Annotated in this window: 12 protein-coding genes; 6 read left to right on the forward strand and 6 right to left on the reverse strand. The window is 50.7% G+C overall.

Annotation, left to right across the window (positions count from 1 at the left end; genetic code table 11):
* The first annotated feature begins 44 nt into the window (after window positions 1-44).
* A complete protein-coding gene (locus P8J86_10125; GenBank protein MDG2055052.1) occupies window positions 45-2,051 on the forward strand; it encodes a hypothetical protein in 2,007 nt (668 codons plus the stop codon).
* A gap of 63 nt (window positions 2,052-2,114) precedes the next feature.
* Here P8J86_10125 and P8J86_10130 read toward each other — a convergent pair whose 3' ends face one another.
* On the reverse strand, window positions 2,115-3,053 hold the full coding sequence (locus P8J86_10130; GenBank protein ID MDG2055053.1) for a sulfotransferase: 939 nt from the start codon (window positions 3,051-3,053) through the stop codon (window positions 2,115-2,117).
* A gap of 167 nt (window positions 3,054-3,220) precedes the next feature.
* Complete coding sequence (locus tag P8J86_10135; GenBank protein MDG2055054.1) at window positions 3,221-4,381, reverse strand: AEC family transporter; 1,161 nt, start codon at window positions 4,379-4,381, stop codon at window positions 3,221-3,223.
* 407 nt (window positions 4,382-4,788) lie between these two features.
* Between P8J86_10135 and P8J86_10140 the strand changes: the two genes are divergently transcribed.
* Both P8J86_10140 and P8J86_10145 read left to right on the forward strand, forming a co-directional pair.
* On the forward strand, window positions 4,789-5,079 hold the full coding sequence (locus P8J86_10140; protein MDG2055055.1) for a DUF4870 domain-containing protein: 291 nt from the start codon (window positions 4,789-4,791) through the stop codon (window positions 5,077-5,079).
* A gap of 99 nt (window positions 5,080-5,178) precedes the next feature.
* On the forward strand, window positions 5,179-5,574 hold the full coding sequence (locus P8J86_10145; protein ID MDG2055056.1) for a DUF4870 domain-containing protein: 396 nt from the start codon (window positions 5,179-5,181) through the stop codon (window positions 5,572-5,574).
* Between the two features lie 69 nt (window positions 5,575-5,643).
* Here the strand turns inward: P8J86_10145 and P8J86_10150 are convergent, their stop codons facing one another.
* The 4 genes from P8J86_10150 to P8J86_10165 form a co-directional block, all read right to left on the reverse strand.
* Complete coding sequence (locus P8J86_10150; protein MDG2055057.1) at window positions 5,644-6,972, reverse strand: glycosyltransferase family 87 protein; 1,329 nt, start codon at window positions 6,970-6,972, stop codon at window positions 5,644-5,646.
* A 105-nt stretch (window positions 6,973-7,077) separates the two neighbouring features.
* Window positions 7,078-8,067 carry a DUF2891 domain-containing protein gene (locus tag P8J86_10155; GenBank protein ID MDG2055058.1) on the reverse strand — a complete coding sequence of 330 codons (990 nt, stop codon included), beginning with the start codon at window positions 8,065-8,067 and terminating at the stop codon, window positions 7,078-7,080.
* Between the two features lie 30 nt (window positions 8,068-8,097).
* Window positions 8,098-10,350: an NADP-dependent isocitrate dehydrogenase gene (locus P8J86_10160; GenBank protein ID MDG2055059.1), complete on the reverse strand. Its 2,253-nt coding sequence runs from the start codon at window positions 10,348-10,350 to the stop codon at window positions 8,098-8,100.
* Window positions 10,351-10,571: 221 nt separating this feature from the next.
* On the reverse strand, window positions 10,572-11,141 hold the full coding sequence (locus P8J86_10165; GenBank protein ID MDG2055060.1) for a disulfide bond formation protein B: 570 nt from the start codon (window positions 11,139-11,141) through the stop codon (window positions 10,572-10,574).
* 356 nt (window positions 11,142-11,497) lie between these two features.
* Here P8J86_10165 and P8J86_10170 point away from each other — a divergent pair, with 356 nt between their 5' ends.
* The 3 genes from P8J86_10170 to P8J86_10180 are packed head-to-tail and all read left to right on the forward strand — an operon-like array spanning window position 11,498 to window position 14,817.
* A complete protein-coding gene (locus P8J86_10170; GenBank protein ID MDG2055061.1) occupies window positions 11,498-13,015 on the forward strand; it encodes a sulfatase in 1,518 nt (505 codons plus the stop codon).
* Between the two features lie 45 nt (window positions 13,016-13,060).
* On the forward strand, window positions 13,061-14,281 hold the full coding sequence (locus P8J86_10175) for a DUF4174 domain-containing protein (protein ID MDG2055062.1): 1,221 nt from the start codon (window positions 13,061-13,063) through the stop codon (window positions 14,279-14,281).
* Window positions 14,282-14,292: 11 nt separating this feature from the next.
* A complete protein-coding gene (locus tag P8J86_10180; GenBank protein MDG2055063.1) occupies window positions 14,293-14,817 on the forward strand; it encodes a DUF4174 domain-containing protein in 525 nt (174 codons plus the stop codon).
* Window positions 14,818-14,996 lie beyond the last annotated feature (179 nt).

Raw genomic sequence — 14,996 nt, forward strand, 5'->3', positions numbered from 1 at the left:
TTGATCAGGCCTCTGGGGACATCTCTACCTGGTGGATCTTACTTATGCCTGTCTATCGCCTCGTCTCCGCCACAGTGATCTCTGTACTCTTGGCTTACACGCCAATCCAAGCCGCTCAAGAAGGATGCGACGATGTGATGGCCTGGGGGCTTACCAAACAGCGTGACGTACCAAGTCCGCTGGTTGACGTGACTGCGATTGGCAGTGGAGAGAGCAACTCTATCGCGTTGCGCTCGGATGGCATGGTCGTTGTTTGGGGCGAGGAAGAATCGGCCGTGCTCACAGGCAGCCACGGCCCTCCACCACTCATACCAGCATCTGCTCAGTTCACCACCAAAGCTGTTGCTTTTGGTGGTACTTGGATGCTGACACTCTCACATGATGGCAAGCTACAGGGACGCAATCGAGCCAACCTCAACCAGCGCTATCAATACAACAACCTGACTGATGTGGTTGCTATTGCCGCTGGCACCGATGTTCATTTTTCCTTAATGCTGATGGCCGACGGAACAATCTTCACACATGGACGAGAGAACTGGACGCCTACCAATCTCACCAATGTCAAAGCTATTGCCGCCGGCTCAAACCATGCCATGGCGCTCCAAGGCGATGGCACCGTTGTGGTCTGGGGTGACAACCAACATGGACAAACTGATGTACCAGCCGGCCTTGATGATGTTGTTTCGATCGCTTGTGGATACAACCACTGTTTAGCTGTGCGCCAAGACGGTACGGTCGTGACCTGGGGCAGCAATAGTCAACAGCAGTGTGATGTCCCAGCTGACCTACACAATGTCGTCTCGGTCGCCGGTGGCGCTTTTCACTCACTGGCCGTCCAAGCCAATGGATCGGTGATTGGCTGGGGCCGCAACGCTGAAGGTCAAACCAGTATTCCCGCAGGCCTCACCAACGTTGATGTGGCTGCCTGCGGCGCTATGCATTCAATGGCGCTCACAAGCAACGGCACGATCCTTGCATGGGGCGATGATTCTTCTGGCCAAGCAAGTGTCACCCCCACCGTCGACATGGACCTCACCAATGTCAAAGCGATCTCTGCATGTGAAGCCCACCTCTTAGCCTTACGCGATGATGGAAGTGTTGTCGCCTGGGGCTCGAATGAATCGGGACAGACAAACGTACCGGCAGATCTGACCGAGGTGATCGCCATTAACGGTGGCGATGCTTATTCGATGGCGCTGCAATCAAATGGATATGTTCGCGCGTGGGGCGCGAATCACGATGGCCAAATTGATGTACCAGCAGATTTGACCGATGTCATCGCCATCGGCGCTGGTAGCAAGCACGCCTTAGCCATTAACGCTGATGGCACTGTGACTGCATGGGGCAATAACAACTACGGGCAGTCAGAGGTGCCAACGACACTTTATGAAGCCACCATGATTGCCGGCGGCAAGCACCACAGCTTGGCGCTACAGTCAGACGGTACGGTGATGGCTTGGGGCCGCAACAACTACGGTCAAACGCAGGTCCCCCCCGGTTTAGATGATGTCGTTTCCATTGCATGTGGCTCAGATCATTGCCTTGCGGTCCGTGCAGATGGAACCGTTATTGGTTGGGGACGCAACAGCAACGGACAACTGAGCATTCCAGCCGATCTCGAAGATGTCACGGTCACTGATGGCGGCACAGAGCATTCGATTGCACTGACACGCCACGGCCAGATCGTTGCGTGGGGTGGCGTGGTTAACTCTGGCCCAGGCCCAGGCGGTGGTGGTGGTCCAAACTCCATCTTCGGCCCCTTCCAATATGGTCAGGCTCGTGAACCAACGCTGATCAATGATCACGTTCTGGTCTCAGCAGGCGGCGACAACTCGATGGCTGTCCGAGATCGCTGCGCACCGTGCTCGCCAGCCGATTTCAATAACGACCAAATGGTTAATGTGTTTGACCTACTGTTTCTATTTGGTGTCCTTGGTCAAGGTTGCCAGGAAAGCTCACCAGATGCATGCCGCGCCGATCTCAACCATGATGGCGGCGTTGGGGCGGATGATCTGGGGCTACTCTTACAGCAATGGGGTCAATGCCCCTAAAGCATCAAATATCATGCGCAAGAAAAGCAAGGCTTATCTTCGGCGATAAATACTGACTCAATGCTATTTAATGTTTTTGTTTTCAATTTGATGTTGTCGTAGACGAACGGCCTCACTTAAGCGATGCATTCGCAAACGCTGCGCCAGACCTGCTGTCAACCAATTCTTAAAACCATATCGCTTAATACGTCCATGGTAAATCGATGCTCGGTTCCGAACATTCAATAAGAGCTTGCGAGGCCCAGCCAATGGCTTTGGTGGATGACCGCTTGGTTGATAGCCGCACGACTCAAGAAGTGGCCCAATGCGCGCTTCGACTAAACCAATCTCGTACGGGGTTTGTTTTCTTTTCCACTGATACGTCAACGACACATCCGGCTTCGAATAAGTCGATCGTTGATCATAGTTCAGCATGTCATAATCAAAATCAAAACCTATAAATTCACACAGCCGTTGCAATTGGGATTCGGGTTCTTTAATCAGCTTTTCATAGTGCAAAGTCAACACCTGATGCGCGGGAAGCTTCGTACCGTATTGGGCCCATAAAAGCTCTGTATCAATCCAATGTGAAGCTCCGTGATAGACATTGCTGGCCCAATTCATAGCGATTGAAGATCTTGCCACATCCCTAGGATCGCGCAGCAGATGAATAATCTTCATATCTGGGTAGATATCGAGTATTCGATCAAGGTGACGGTGCAACATCAAGATGCCGTGTTGCTCCTTTTCAAACAAGCAGCCAACGATGAACTCCGGAGACATTGGTGTGGGTAACGGATCCGGAAATTTCGAACGATGAATCTGGAAAATTCGATCTTGGTTCAGTGCATGCACTTCGCAGTGCCAGACGCCACGCTCATCCTGCTTAAGATGATCAAAAACATAATCGGTTTCGCCGGGGCAAGAAACATCTTGATGTTGGTCCAGCATGAGCCGCAAAAGCGTCGTACCGGAACGCATGGCTCCATAAACGGCGATTAGTTTTTCTGTTTGCTTAGTCATGATTCTTATCAGCAATAATGCACTGGTGTCGACTGAATAACAAGATATCGCCTGTTTGGTTACTATCGGCGTGACGGCTACATTTACAACAATGGCCTAAAAGCTCTTCTTCTAAGCTGAAGCCCTTTACAACAAAAAACACTACCTGACCTACATCATTGTGTTTTCTAGGTAACGAGCACCAGCCGAACATTGTGCTGATGGCTCCAAAGTCGTTGTTCCTGCGCATCAATGCTGAGAGGTCTGAGCTGATCAAGCCCACTGGTCTTAGGTGCTGACTTGTCTTTGTCATCACTCTTAGGTACCACTTTATTTGTCTCACTCACATTGGGCACTGGATTATCAGTCGCGTTATGGAAATGACCATCTCTCTTAAACACATCTGGATCACGATTACTCAGCAGAATGAGCACGATCGCCAGCGTGATAATTGAGAGGATCGTGGCGCTGGCCACAATAGCTGCTGTTTCCTCAACGTAGATGTGCTTTTGCTTGGCCAGTGCGTATTGGCACTTTGCTGATGCCACAGAACTACAAAGTACGACAGCAACATAAGAAGCTGGTGAAAGACCCATCCAAGCGGCTAAAAACCACGCCAAGATCGGCATCAAGATAAGCTTGAACACAACTGATTCGCATATCGCTCGAAGATGTCTTTTGAAGACCGAGAAATCTAAGTCTAATCCGACAGCAAACAGTGCCACTGGCGCTGTGGTATTACCCAGCCAAGTCAATGTGATATTGATGGTTGAAGGGATTGTTAAATCTGCCACTGAGAGGATGATGCCAATGATCATCGCGACAAAGTAAGGCTGCTTAGCCGCGCTCCAAAGTGACTTCAAGGTACTGTTTAAAACTGAGTCGCCGTCTTCCCCATGGTGATAGTCATAGATGACTGACATCACCTGCAAGCCAATGATGAGCACAATGACACCAAGAATTCCGTAGACCGCGCCCGGCTTGCCCATCAGCAACACTAAAATTGGCAGTGCAATCATGCATGTATTTGAAAGACAAGCGGTTGCTGAAAAGTATGAGCCTTCCAGCATTGGCATGCCTCTGAACCGTGCAAAGACGAGCGCCACAATAAAAATGATGACTGTGATGAGAAGAAACGTGCCAAAGAAGGCTAAATACTGGAGGTATTCTTCGACTGGCTCGCTGGCCAAGGCCACGATAATCATGCTAGGGATCGCAACTTTCATGACGTAGCCAATCAGATTGCCCGATTGGCTGGCATCAAACTTGCCCAACTTTCGAAAAATATAGCCCGCCACGACGAATAAAAAGATCGGTATCACCACATACATTATGACGTCATAAGACATAAGCTCGCTTTACCTCTTTTTATAGATCAGAGTCTCAGAATCTGTGTGATGGGCTATCAGCTGGCAAACGTGTGTATCGTAAAAACCTGCCTCTTGACAGGATTTCTTTTTCGAAACGCCCCCAGGAATCATAATTCTAAGAAAGACAATGGCTCAGCAAACCATTTAGAGCACAAGGTTTGTGTCTAGAAACAAGTTATCCACCTCGCCTATGTTCTATTGACATGAGATATCCAGAACCCCAATACTGCTTCTATGGATGAACACAACGAACACAACTCGTCAAAGATGTCCGAAATGAAATCTGAAATAAAAGAGACCACGGGCCTACAAAGTCCCTCTGGCTCGGGTGCGGCAAATCCGGAAGCTGGTATTGCCTCAGTCCCTCACTGGATGGTGATCTTCAGTTGGCCTGGGTCATTAACATCATTTTGCTGGTCGTTAAAGGCAAAGAAAGTGCCTACTTTCGCACCAACGTGATTGAGGCGATCAATGTAGGCATTTGGCGTGTCATCTTAGATATCATTACGATTGTCATGGCTGTTACAGTCATACTTCTATTGCCTGCATGGATCTTGGGGTGCCTTGTTTTTCTCTACTGCACGGTCTTCGGCATCATTGCTGGCATTTATACAATCCAAGCAAAGACCGACACACCGTCATATCGCTATGCACTTCCGTTTCGATTTATCAAGTAACAGAAATCTAGCGATCACGAACGTTACTTCAATAGATTACACTTATACAGAATTGTTCTACCAACAAGAAACAGACTGCTCATAAGTGAAAGTACGACAATGAATGAACTCCCAGAAATGACGCCTCCGAGTCCAACCAGTAGCCCTGGTACGCCACGGCCAGACGCTGGCATTGCGTCACTTGCCTTCTGGGCATTTGTTATACCAATTCCATTTGCCAGCTTGATCATTCCTATCGTTCTCTTAAACACAAAAGGTAAAGAGAGCAAATTCGTTCGTGAAACCTCGATAGAAGCGATTAACTTCTTGATCTTTTGTTTCATCGTTGGCGTTGCCGGCGGAATTCTTGTTTTGGTGCTGGTCGGCATTTTCGTACTCATTGCACTGTACGTTTACTCACTGATTATTTGCTTGGTGGCAGCTATTCAAACAATGAGCGCGACCGAAGATACGCCCCCCTACCGCATACCATTCACAATTCGCTTGATTAATTAGCTCTCATAAAGAGCAATTGCTGTCCTGAAAACATCCAAAGATCACGGATCAGACTTGCGAGCCCCTGTCTCAAGGGCATTCGCTCTTCATTTGCTGACTCGATCTGACCCAGCGAAGTCCTGTCCAAAGCATGGTGAAGAACACCAGCAGCGCGCACCAGGTCGGCCCACCTTCACGGCGCCATTGCTCACGCCACTCCGCCATCGACTCTGGTGATCCTGGCGGCAAGGTAAAACCAATCATCATGACGATCAGGCTAATCAAAAGTGGCAAACGCCAAACACCCTGACGGCGAACGACTAACAGCTGTACTGTGAGCATGATGACCGGAAGCAAAAAGACCAGGTGCCGCATCTTGGTTTGCGGCGCAAACGCCACCATTGCGACCAACAGACCAAGCCACTCCAATGCAATTAATGGCTGCTGCGATTCATCCGTTCGACCATGGAGGCCAGTACGACCACAGAAAAGTGATTGGCCATTGATACGATAGAGAAGCCAAGCAAACAAGAAACAGATCAGCGCGGCCAGACCAATCATGCCAATGACGACCGCACCATGATCACTCCACCGGGCAAATGTACTCGCTAGTGACAAGCTGTCGCCCCAGTCCATTGGTCGAATGACCGGCAGCGGACCTTCTCCCGCTGGTAAGCCAAGCATGGACGCCATGCCCGCAAAGGCTCGCCGAAGATAATCAAGGTTGCCATACCAACCGAATACCAAGACTCCAGAAAGGACGCCGGCCAGCGCTCCTGCAATAAATCCAATCGCTGCCGACCACCAACCACGCACCACAAAGAAGGGCAGAAAAATAATGGTCTGATATTTGATGTTCGCGGCAAGGCCCAGTGCAATGCCAGCCAGCACTGGGTAGCGATTGATCCAAATCAGCCCAAGGATAATGGCCAACAAGACAATAAAGTCGATCTGGCCTTGATCAAGTTCTGCTTTGATGCGCGGAAAAAACAACAACACGCTGATAAAGAGAACCACCGGCAAAGTAGCCACATCGATCCGAGCTTTAAACCTTTTTAGAAAATTCCTGCCGCCAAACACAAGGCAAGCGGCAAGCAAAAGCACGCTGATGACCGTCCATACTACCGCCGCTGATTCAAGAGACAGCAGCGTCAGTGGAGTGAAGACAATAGCAAGTAGAGGCGGGTATATATAAGTGAGATATGGATCATCACTGTAAGCTGCAAACAGATCATCACCGTTGCGCACGGCCAGCGCCGCATCGTAGAACACGCGGATATCCATATCTGCAATTTCTGTAAATGCGGCGGCATGTATCCAGCCCAGCACAATCAACACGAGGCTCATGCCCAGCCAGCACACAAGTGCCAAAACAAGCGTCGGATGAATGCCACTCAAAGAAGATGATTGCGATGTCATTTGTTTGATACGGTTATTCCGTGCTGGCCGTCATACGATCTGATCAAATCTCTTTTTGTCTGATAAACCCAGGCTCTGTTCGCACTGTCGGCCCCTTTGGCATGCCTAGCTATATAGAAGGTAGGCCGCAAATGTACCGAGCCAGTGTGATCCACTGTAGTGACCCGATTGAAGCCCTTCCATACCGGCTGCTTGATGTGACTCAGCAGATGCCTGAAGCTGAGATACTCGTGAATCTTTATTCTCGATTTTCGCTGCGATGGCCGCGAGCATCCAGGCTCGACTGAGGTTAAGCCCATCAAGATGGCAGAGTCTTCCATCACTTCGATCACTTGGCAGGGCCGGCTCAAAAACAAAGTCCCGACCAAGCCCGGGCATGGTTCGATCAAGCCAGTCGCCAAACGCATCTTTCTTAAGAATGCGAGTCATGAGCCATGCGGCGCTCAGTGATGGGGATAAAAAGTCTTCGCCCCCTGGTTCTAAATGGAGCGCATAGTCACGGTCATCTGCAAAGTAGACCATCGCTCGATCCTTAATGAGGTTCACCATCGCCTTACAATCGACCAGTGTTGCCCAATCAAATGCCAACGTCATTGCAAAGGCAGTCTGATTGTGCGTACCAGACCGCACGGGATAGGTAAGCTTCGGAAGCCACGAAGATAAATGATCGACGGTGACTTCTACCAGCGGCTGCAGGCTCGAACGCCACTGGGCTGCTTGTTTATCTTGATGTAAAGATAGTTCAGCATCAAGCATCAGCAGCCACGCCAAACCATAGGGACGCTCAAAGCCAGGGCGACTGGAAACATATTCAGATTCGGTTTTCAGGTTTTCTTTGGTCAGACTCTGCGACAACGCTGCTCGACAGGCGGCCCCGAAATCACTGTTGCCTTCATGTCGTACCGCAAGTGCCAAGAGCCAATGACCATGCACTGCGGAGTGCCAATCAAAACAACCATAGAACGCAGGCGTCAGAGACTGTGGTGATGCGATGGCTCCAGGCGATTGCATCACATGGGTCAGATGGTATGGATATGGTCGATGCACACTATCCAGTGCCAGCTGAGCCAACCGTTGTATTTTCTGATCACTCATAAATAGACCGTGTGCACCAGAACACGTTGATTAGCGACTTGTCTCACAGCACTGGGCTGCGCAAGCGTCCACAATTTTATTGAACGTTGGGCTTGGCCGCATTGCCTGATTCGCCTGATCTGGATCTGGCATGTAGTAACCACCGATATTCATTGCTTGGCCTTGCACGCCATTGAGCTCATCGACAATCACACTTTCACTGGCTGCTAACTGCTCGGCGATTTCCACGAATTGAGCTGCTAATTCAGCATCTGCTGTTTGCGATGCCAGCGCCTGAGCCCAGTACATCGCGACATAAAAGTGGCTACCACGATTATCAAGCTCACCACACTTTCGTGATGGAGACTTATTTTCGATGAGATACTGAGCAGTTGCCTCATCAAGCGTTTCCGCAAGCACTTTCGCATGGGCATCGTTGTACTGTTCGCCAAGGTGGGCTAGCGAAGCAGCCAGTGCGAGAAACTCGCCCAACGAATCCCAGCGCAGGTGATTCTCTTTTTCAAACTGCTGCACATGTTTTGGCGCCGAACCACCAGCACCGGTTTCAAAGAGTCCCCCACCGTTCATCAGTGGAACAATGGAGAGCATCTTAGCGCTGGTGCCAACTTCAAGAATTGGAAACAGATCAGTCAAATAATCACGCAGCACGTTTCCAGTAACTGAAATCGTATCTTCCCCTGCCTTGAGTCTCTCTAGAGAGAATGTTGCTGCATCAACTGGGGCCATGATGTGGAATTCGAGTCCCTTAGTATCGTGGTCTCGGAGATAGATCTCGATCTTCTTAATGAGGTTTTCATCATGGGGCCGAGCACTATTAAGCCAGAACACCGCTGGAGCGCCAGTCGCACGTGCGCGAGAGACGGCGAGTTTGACCCAATCACTGACTGCGGCATCTTTCACCTGACACATACGCCAAATGTCACCCGTTTGAACTTCATGATGCATGAGCGTGTCGCCTGCTGCATCAACCACCCGCACTGTTCCAGGTGATTCAATTTCGAATGTCTTGTCGTGTGAACCATACTCTTCTGCCTTTTGTGCCATCAGACCAACGTTGGAAACACTTCCCATGGTCGTCGGATCAAAGGCACCGTGCTTTTGGCAAAACGCGATGGTTGCTTGATAAACCCCCGCATAACTGCTGTCAGGAATGACCGCGAGTGTGTCTTGTAGTTCACCAGCAGGATTCCACATCTGACCTGAGGCGCGGATCATTGCTGGCATTGAAGCATCAATAATGACATCACTTGGTACATGCAGGTTGGTAATTCCGCGATCAGAGTCAACCATCGCTAAATCGGGGCAGCTTTCATAGATCTTCTTAATGTCATTTTCAATGGCTTGCTTTTGATCTGCAGGCAAGCTTTCAATCTTGCTCATCAGATCGCCGAAGCCGTTGTTGACGTCGACACCAAGCTTATTGAAGGTCTGACCATATTCTTCAAAGAGTGCTTTGAAATACACACGCACAGCATGTCCAAAGATGATGGGATCTGAGATCTTCATCATCGTCGCCTTCATGTGCAGCGAAAAGAGCAAGCCTTGCGATCGAGCATCAGCAACTTGTTTCTCTAGAAAGTGAATCAGAGCCGCTTTGCTCATGAAAGTTGCGTCAATGATCTCGCCAGCAAGTAGCTCAATATCTTCTTTCAGAACAGTCACGGTGCCATCACTGGACACATGTTCAATGCGAACCTTGGTGGCCTCTCGAACCTCTACTGATTTTTCATTTGAAAAGAAGTCGCCTTCTGACATCGTGACCACATGGGTCTTGCTTTGGGGTGACCACGCGCCCATGGAGTGTGGGTTCTGACGGGCATATTCTTTGACGGCCTTGGGGGCACGTCGGTCAGAATTGCCTTGACGCAAGACAGGGTTGACGGCGCTGCCCTTGACCATGTCATAGCGTTCTTTGATCTGCCGCTCTTCATCATTGGATGGCTCTTCTGGATAATCAGGCAGGTCGTATCCCCGTGCTTGCAGCTCGGCAATCGCTGCTTGAAGCTGTGGCACTGATGCGCTGATATTGGGCAGCTTGATGATGTTTGCATCGGGAGATTCAGCAAGCTCACCAAGCTCAGTGAGCGCATCAGGTATTTGCTGGTCCTTGGTGAGCCGATCAGGAAAATGCGCCACGATTCGGCCGGACAAAGAGATATCCCGCGTTTCAATCTCGATGTTGGTATGCCCGGCAAAAGCGCGAACAATCGGCAAAAAAGAATACGTTGCGAGGGCTGGGGCCTCATCGGTGTGGGTATAAATGATGGTTGGTGATGCTGACATGCTGGTGCTTATTCTCGCTAAAAATGAAAGGTCAGAAAATGGGCTCATTGGGAATCCCAGAGCCACGTATTCTAACCGATCTGAAGGCCGCTGATGCTCAACACCATGTCAACCATTCGAGCCTGCTAGGCACTGCCAAATAGCGCGACGGCAGCGCTACTGCGACGGAAACAGGCCGTTCTGGAATCAACCAAGAATCTGAGATGGGGCTGGTCGCTGACCTATTGGAAGAGAAGGTAGCTGTCTGGATTATCTGGCAAGAACCAGTGCCAACCAGAAATCGCCAGTGCGTTAAAGGCGTTGGCAAGAATCACGATGCCGAAAATCCAAATGGTGACATGCGAGAACCAGCGCATCTTGCGATTGTTTTCGGCCACCAACTTGTCACCAACTAACAGGGTGATACCACTGATAATGATGATCACTAAGAAGATCACGACAGACCATGTATAGAGGTGCCAACCAAAGACTGGTGTGCCATATCCTTTGTCACCAGGCGCGATGTGCAGCAAGTCTTGACGAGCCGCTTGGGAAAGACCGCCAACCGCAGCCAAAATGGCCATGCCAAAACCAGCGGCCAAGACTGACATGCCAATGTGGTGATGACGACGCCCACTGAGAATAATGTAGGCTGGTCCCATCGCTGCCAGAATCATCGACATGCGCTGCAAGAGACACAGCGGACATGGAAACTCTTTCCCAGAAATTTGGACAACAAAGGCACCAACCAGCACCGCGCAGATGCCAAGGATGTATAAGTGAAGCAAGACATATTCAATCTTTGACCACATAAATATTGCTCACAGACTGATGGGGAGAGGGTCGGTAACGTGATGCCAGAACAGAAGTGAGATAATGACTAAGCAACTGATAAAGAGAGAAACCACTAACCAGCGTTTCTGGATACGGGCGCTGACCAGCGTGGCAAACAGCAGAAGAAATATCAGTGCAGCAACCATTTCATCGCTCCAAAGGTTATGAGAGGTCTTCAGGCCTCATCATGATGCCGTCTTATCAGGCCACAAGAACGACTCACGCCTGTCTGAGAATCTTCATCGGCCCAGAGGGGTCGGCAAGCAGCAACAATTTTCTGTTTGCCTCCTTTTTGTCCCCTTTCATACATAGACCACCAATAGGATGTGGAACCATGAGATCAAGCATTGCCATCTTGACGACCACCACATCGCTTCTTGCGATGAGTTGCATCTTGAGCATCTCAGCCCTTGCTGATGCGAAACAAGACAGTCCTACCCCAGAAACGAAACCTGCGACCCCAGCCTCAAAGCAACCCAACATCATTCTTTTGATCTCTGATGATCAATCGTGGGATGGCCTTTCGGTTCGTATGGATCCGCAGAACCCACGTTCAGCCAGTCCACTGGTGCAAACGCCCAACCTTGAAAAGCTTGCTGCCCAGGGCACTCGTTTTTCAAACGCCTATGCACCGGCGCCGGTGTGTTCACCAACGCGGGCCAGCATTCTCACCGGCAAAAGTCCAGGGCAGTTGCACTGGACGAAGGCTGGTCCCAATGTGCGCGCTACGCAAGGCTACAAACTTAATCCACCGACCAACAAACAACGTGTCGACAGTGCAGAAGCGACGGTGGCCGAAATGCTTAAGCGCGCTGGTTACCGCACCGCTCACTTTGGCAAGTGGCATCTCAATAGCAACGGACCTGGCGCCCACGGCTATGACGTTCATGATGGCATGACTGGCAATGAAGATGCCATCCCCCATAAAGACCCCAACCCCGTTGATATCTTTGGCATGACCGAACGAGCCGAAGCCTTTATTGATCAGAGCGTTGCTGAAAAGAAACCTTTCTTTATACAGATGTCTTACTACGCGCTGCATCACCCTGAGAATGCCAACGCTGCCACCATTGAAAAATACCGGCAACGAAGTCGGCGCGGCAACGAACGCGCTCTTGGCATGGCGGCGCTCGCTGAAGATCTCGACACGGGTGTCGGGCAACTCATTGATTACGTTGACCAAATTGGGTTAGGCGACAACACCTACATCATCTATATGTCTGACAATGGTGGCGCTCGTAGCGCTTTGCGTGGCGGTAAGGGTGGCTTGTGGGAAGGTGGCATTCGCGTACCGTTCATTATGCGCGGCCCTGGTATCGCGGCCAATGCGACGCAAGACACCACGATTGTTGGCTATGACCTGCTACCGACCTTTGTTGAGATGGCCGGGAGCGAAGAAGCAATTCCCCAAGGTGTTGAAGGTGGCAGCTTCCTCCCTCTGGCGACTGGAAAAACAGATCAGGTCACGCGTTCGAAAGACTTTGTCACGTTCCACTTCCCCCACTATCAGGGGTCAGATGGACCACAGTCAGCGCTGATCCAAGGCAACATGAAGCTGGTTGAAAATTATGACAGCGGCAAAGTCTTGCTCTTTGATCTTTCGACCGATCCTGGCGAATCACAGGATCTCTCCCTGGCCCAGCCACAGCGAGCCGCTGAGCTTCAGCGTCTGATGCGGACCCACCTCGACGAGATTCAGGTGGGCTGGCCAACCCAAAACCCGGTTTATGATCCGAATCGTCCTGCTTCCGAGCAACCTGACAAGGTGGAGCGTCCTCGGCGAGAGAACCAAGGTGGTGGGCGTGGGGGTCGCGGTGGACGCGGTGGACGCGGCAATCAGGGCGGCTTCTGAATCACACTATTTTGCAACTACTGCCGGCGTCGATAAATTGGCCATATGGTCACCCCTGAAGAGAAGTCAACAGACACCCCACCGGTCACGCCGAAGAATAAGATTGAAGGCCAGCCAGAAGTCACCCCATCGCTGACAGGCAGCGAACATGCAGCGGTGATCCCCACGGCTTACGACTTCTTTATCGCTGTGACAGCGGTGGTCACAATCTTCCTCACGATCTGGCGACTGCTTCTGACTGATGGCAGTGAGTCTGCTCGGCTGCTCGACATTTTCGATTACTTTTTCTGTCTCATCTTCTTCATCGACTTTCTGCGCAACTTTATTAAAGCGCCGTCCAAGAAGCACTACATGATCACCTGGGGTTGGTTGGATCTCATTTCATCTATTCCTGCCACCCCTACCTTGCGCTTTATCAGGGTCTTGCACATCCTGCGCATTTTGCGTGTGATTCGCTCGATCCGAATTTTGACTGATGTGTTCCAGCGTGATCGCCCCGCGGCGGTGATTGCTCTTGCTTTGATACTCGTCATCGCTGGCATGATGGGCATTTGTGTAGCCGTGCTCGCCGTGGAACGACAGGCCCCAGGTGCCAACATCAAGACTGCTGAAGATGTCGCTTGGTGGGCGGTGGTCACCGCCTCAACGGTTGGCTATGGCGAACACTATCCGATCACACACACGGGTCAGATTCTCGCCGTGGTCCTGATGATCTTTGGCATCGGCATGTTCGCCGCTTTGGCTGGTAGCTTGGCGGGGATTCTCTTGCAGCCTGCTTCACGAGAACGAGAGACCACTCAGATTCTTAAACAGATGCGACAACTGCACAGTCGTATGTATGACATTGAGGGTCATGTCAGGACGCATCGACGAAGTCACTACTCGGCTGCTGAAGCCAACAAGTGGTTTGAGCAGTTCCAGTGGTTACAGCGCATGTTGGTGGTCAACGGACCTCGGGGTTTAGTCAACGACCAATTCACTGAACTTGATGTCCAGCGTGATGGTGTGTTGGAGCGTGACCTGCTGGTGATTGATATTAATCACAAGATGGGTGCGGTGCATATGGGTAGTTTGCGAGATATTCCTGAATCGACGCATTTTTCAGCACGGTTTGACATTCCTGCCGATGGCCATTTTCATGCGGTTTTGATTGGCAAAGATGGCGAGGTCAAGGTTCGCCGTGAAGAGATCATCAAAGTGAAGGAACTCTTTAAGATTATTGACTCGATGCCGATGCGACAAGATGAGATCAATGCCAAAAAATAACAAAGAACGTTATGCTAGTCATTGATATGCGAGCATTGCACGACGTGTTGCGAATCACATTAGGGCTTCTGCTCGTTGCATCAATACTCATGGCTTGTGGGAATAAGAATATGACAACTGATCAACCGAACACTGATTCACAGCCTCAATTTTCCAAAGCCCAGTCCAACGAGTGGTTTGGCACGGCTCGCTGGCAGAATCGCATGTTGGTTTTTTGCGGCCCCGCGGCGACCACTGAGCGTCAGCTTGCGGTGATGCAAGCGGCGCAAGCGGAAGTACTCGATCGTGACATGTTGATCATTGACATCAACGGTCCCATGGCGGCAGTGCATCTTGGCGAAGCTGAACCGGCCCCTGATTCACTTTATTTTACCGATCGTTTTGAGATGCCCACGGACGGTTCGTTCCAGGTTGTGTTGATTGGTAAGGATGGCTTGGTCAAGGAGCGCCGCGACGATGTCTTTGAAGTAGCGGAGATGGTCTCAATCATCGACGCCATGCCGATGCGACGTGATGAGATGCGCGGCGACGAGTAAGCCTCGCCGGTAGCGCAAATAAAGCACTCGGCGAAGGCTATTAGTCCTGTCATATTTTTATCTTGCCTGAGACCCTCTCTACTGCGATCTGGGTCGGCGCTGCCACTTGTCTTGGTCAGTCGGGGTAAGATGGTTTTTTGCGTCAGAGTGCATCACCCATGAGCTGGTGTGACTTGCCA

The organism is Phycisphaerales bacterium (assembly GCA_029268515.1).
Taxonomy (GTDB): Bacteria; Planctomycetota; Phycisphaerae; order Phycisphaerales; family SM1A02; genus JAQWNP01.

Coding starts and splice junctions, on each gene's coding strand:
- P8J86_10125 (MDG2055052.1), top strand. CDS start 45: ATGCCTGTCTATCGCCTCGTCTCCGCCACAGTGATCTCTGTACTCTTG.
- P8J86_10130 (MDG2055053.1), bottom strand. CDS start 3,053: ATGACTAAGCAAACAGAAAAACTAATCGCCGTTTATGGAGCCATGCGT.
- P8J86_10135 (MDG2055054.1), bottom strand. CDS start 4,381: ATGTCTTATGACGTCATAATGTATGTGGTGATACCGATCTTTTTATTC.
- P8J86_10145 (MDG2055056.1), top strand. CDS start 5,179: ATGAATGAACTCCCAGAAATGACGCCTCCGAGTCCAACCAGTAGCCCT.
- P8J86_10150 (MDG2055057.1), bottom strand. CDS start 6,972: ATGACATCGCAATCATCTTCTTTGAGTGGCATTCATCCGACGCTTGTT.
- P8J86_10155 (MDG2055058.1), bottom strand. CDS start 8,067: ATGAGTGATCAGAAAATACAACGGTTGGCTCAGCTGGCACTGGATAGT.
- P8J86_10160 (MDG2055059.1), bottom strand. CDS start 10,350: ATGTCAGCATCACCAACCATCATTTATACCCACACCGATGAGGCCCCA.
- P8J86_10165 (MDG2055060.1), bottom strand. CDS start 11,141: ATGTGGTCAAAGATTGAATATGTCTTGCTTCACTTATACATCCTTGGC.
- P8J86_10170 (MDG2055061.1), top strand. CDS start 11,498: ATGAGATCAAGCATTGCCATCTTGACGACCACCACATCGCTTCTTGCG.
- P8J86_10175 (MDG2055062.1), top strand. CDS start 13,061: ATGGTCACCCCTGAAGAGAAGTCAACAGACACCCCACCGGTCACGCCG.
- P8J86_10180 (MDG2055063.1), top strand. CDS start 14,293: ATGCTAGTCATTGATATGCGAGCATTGCACGACGTGTTGCGAATCACA.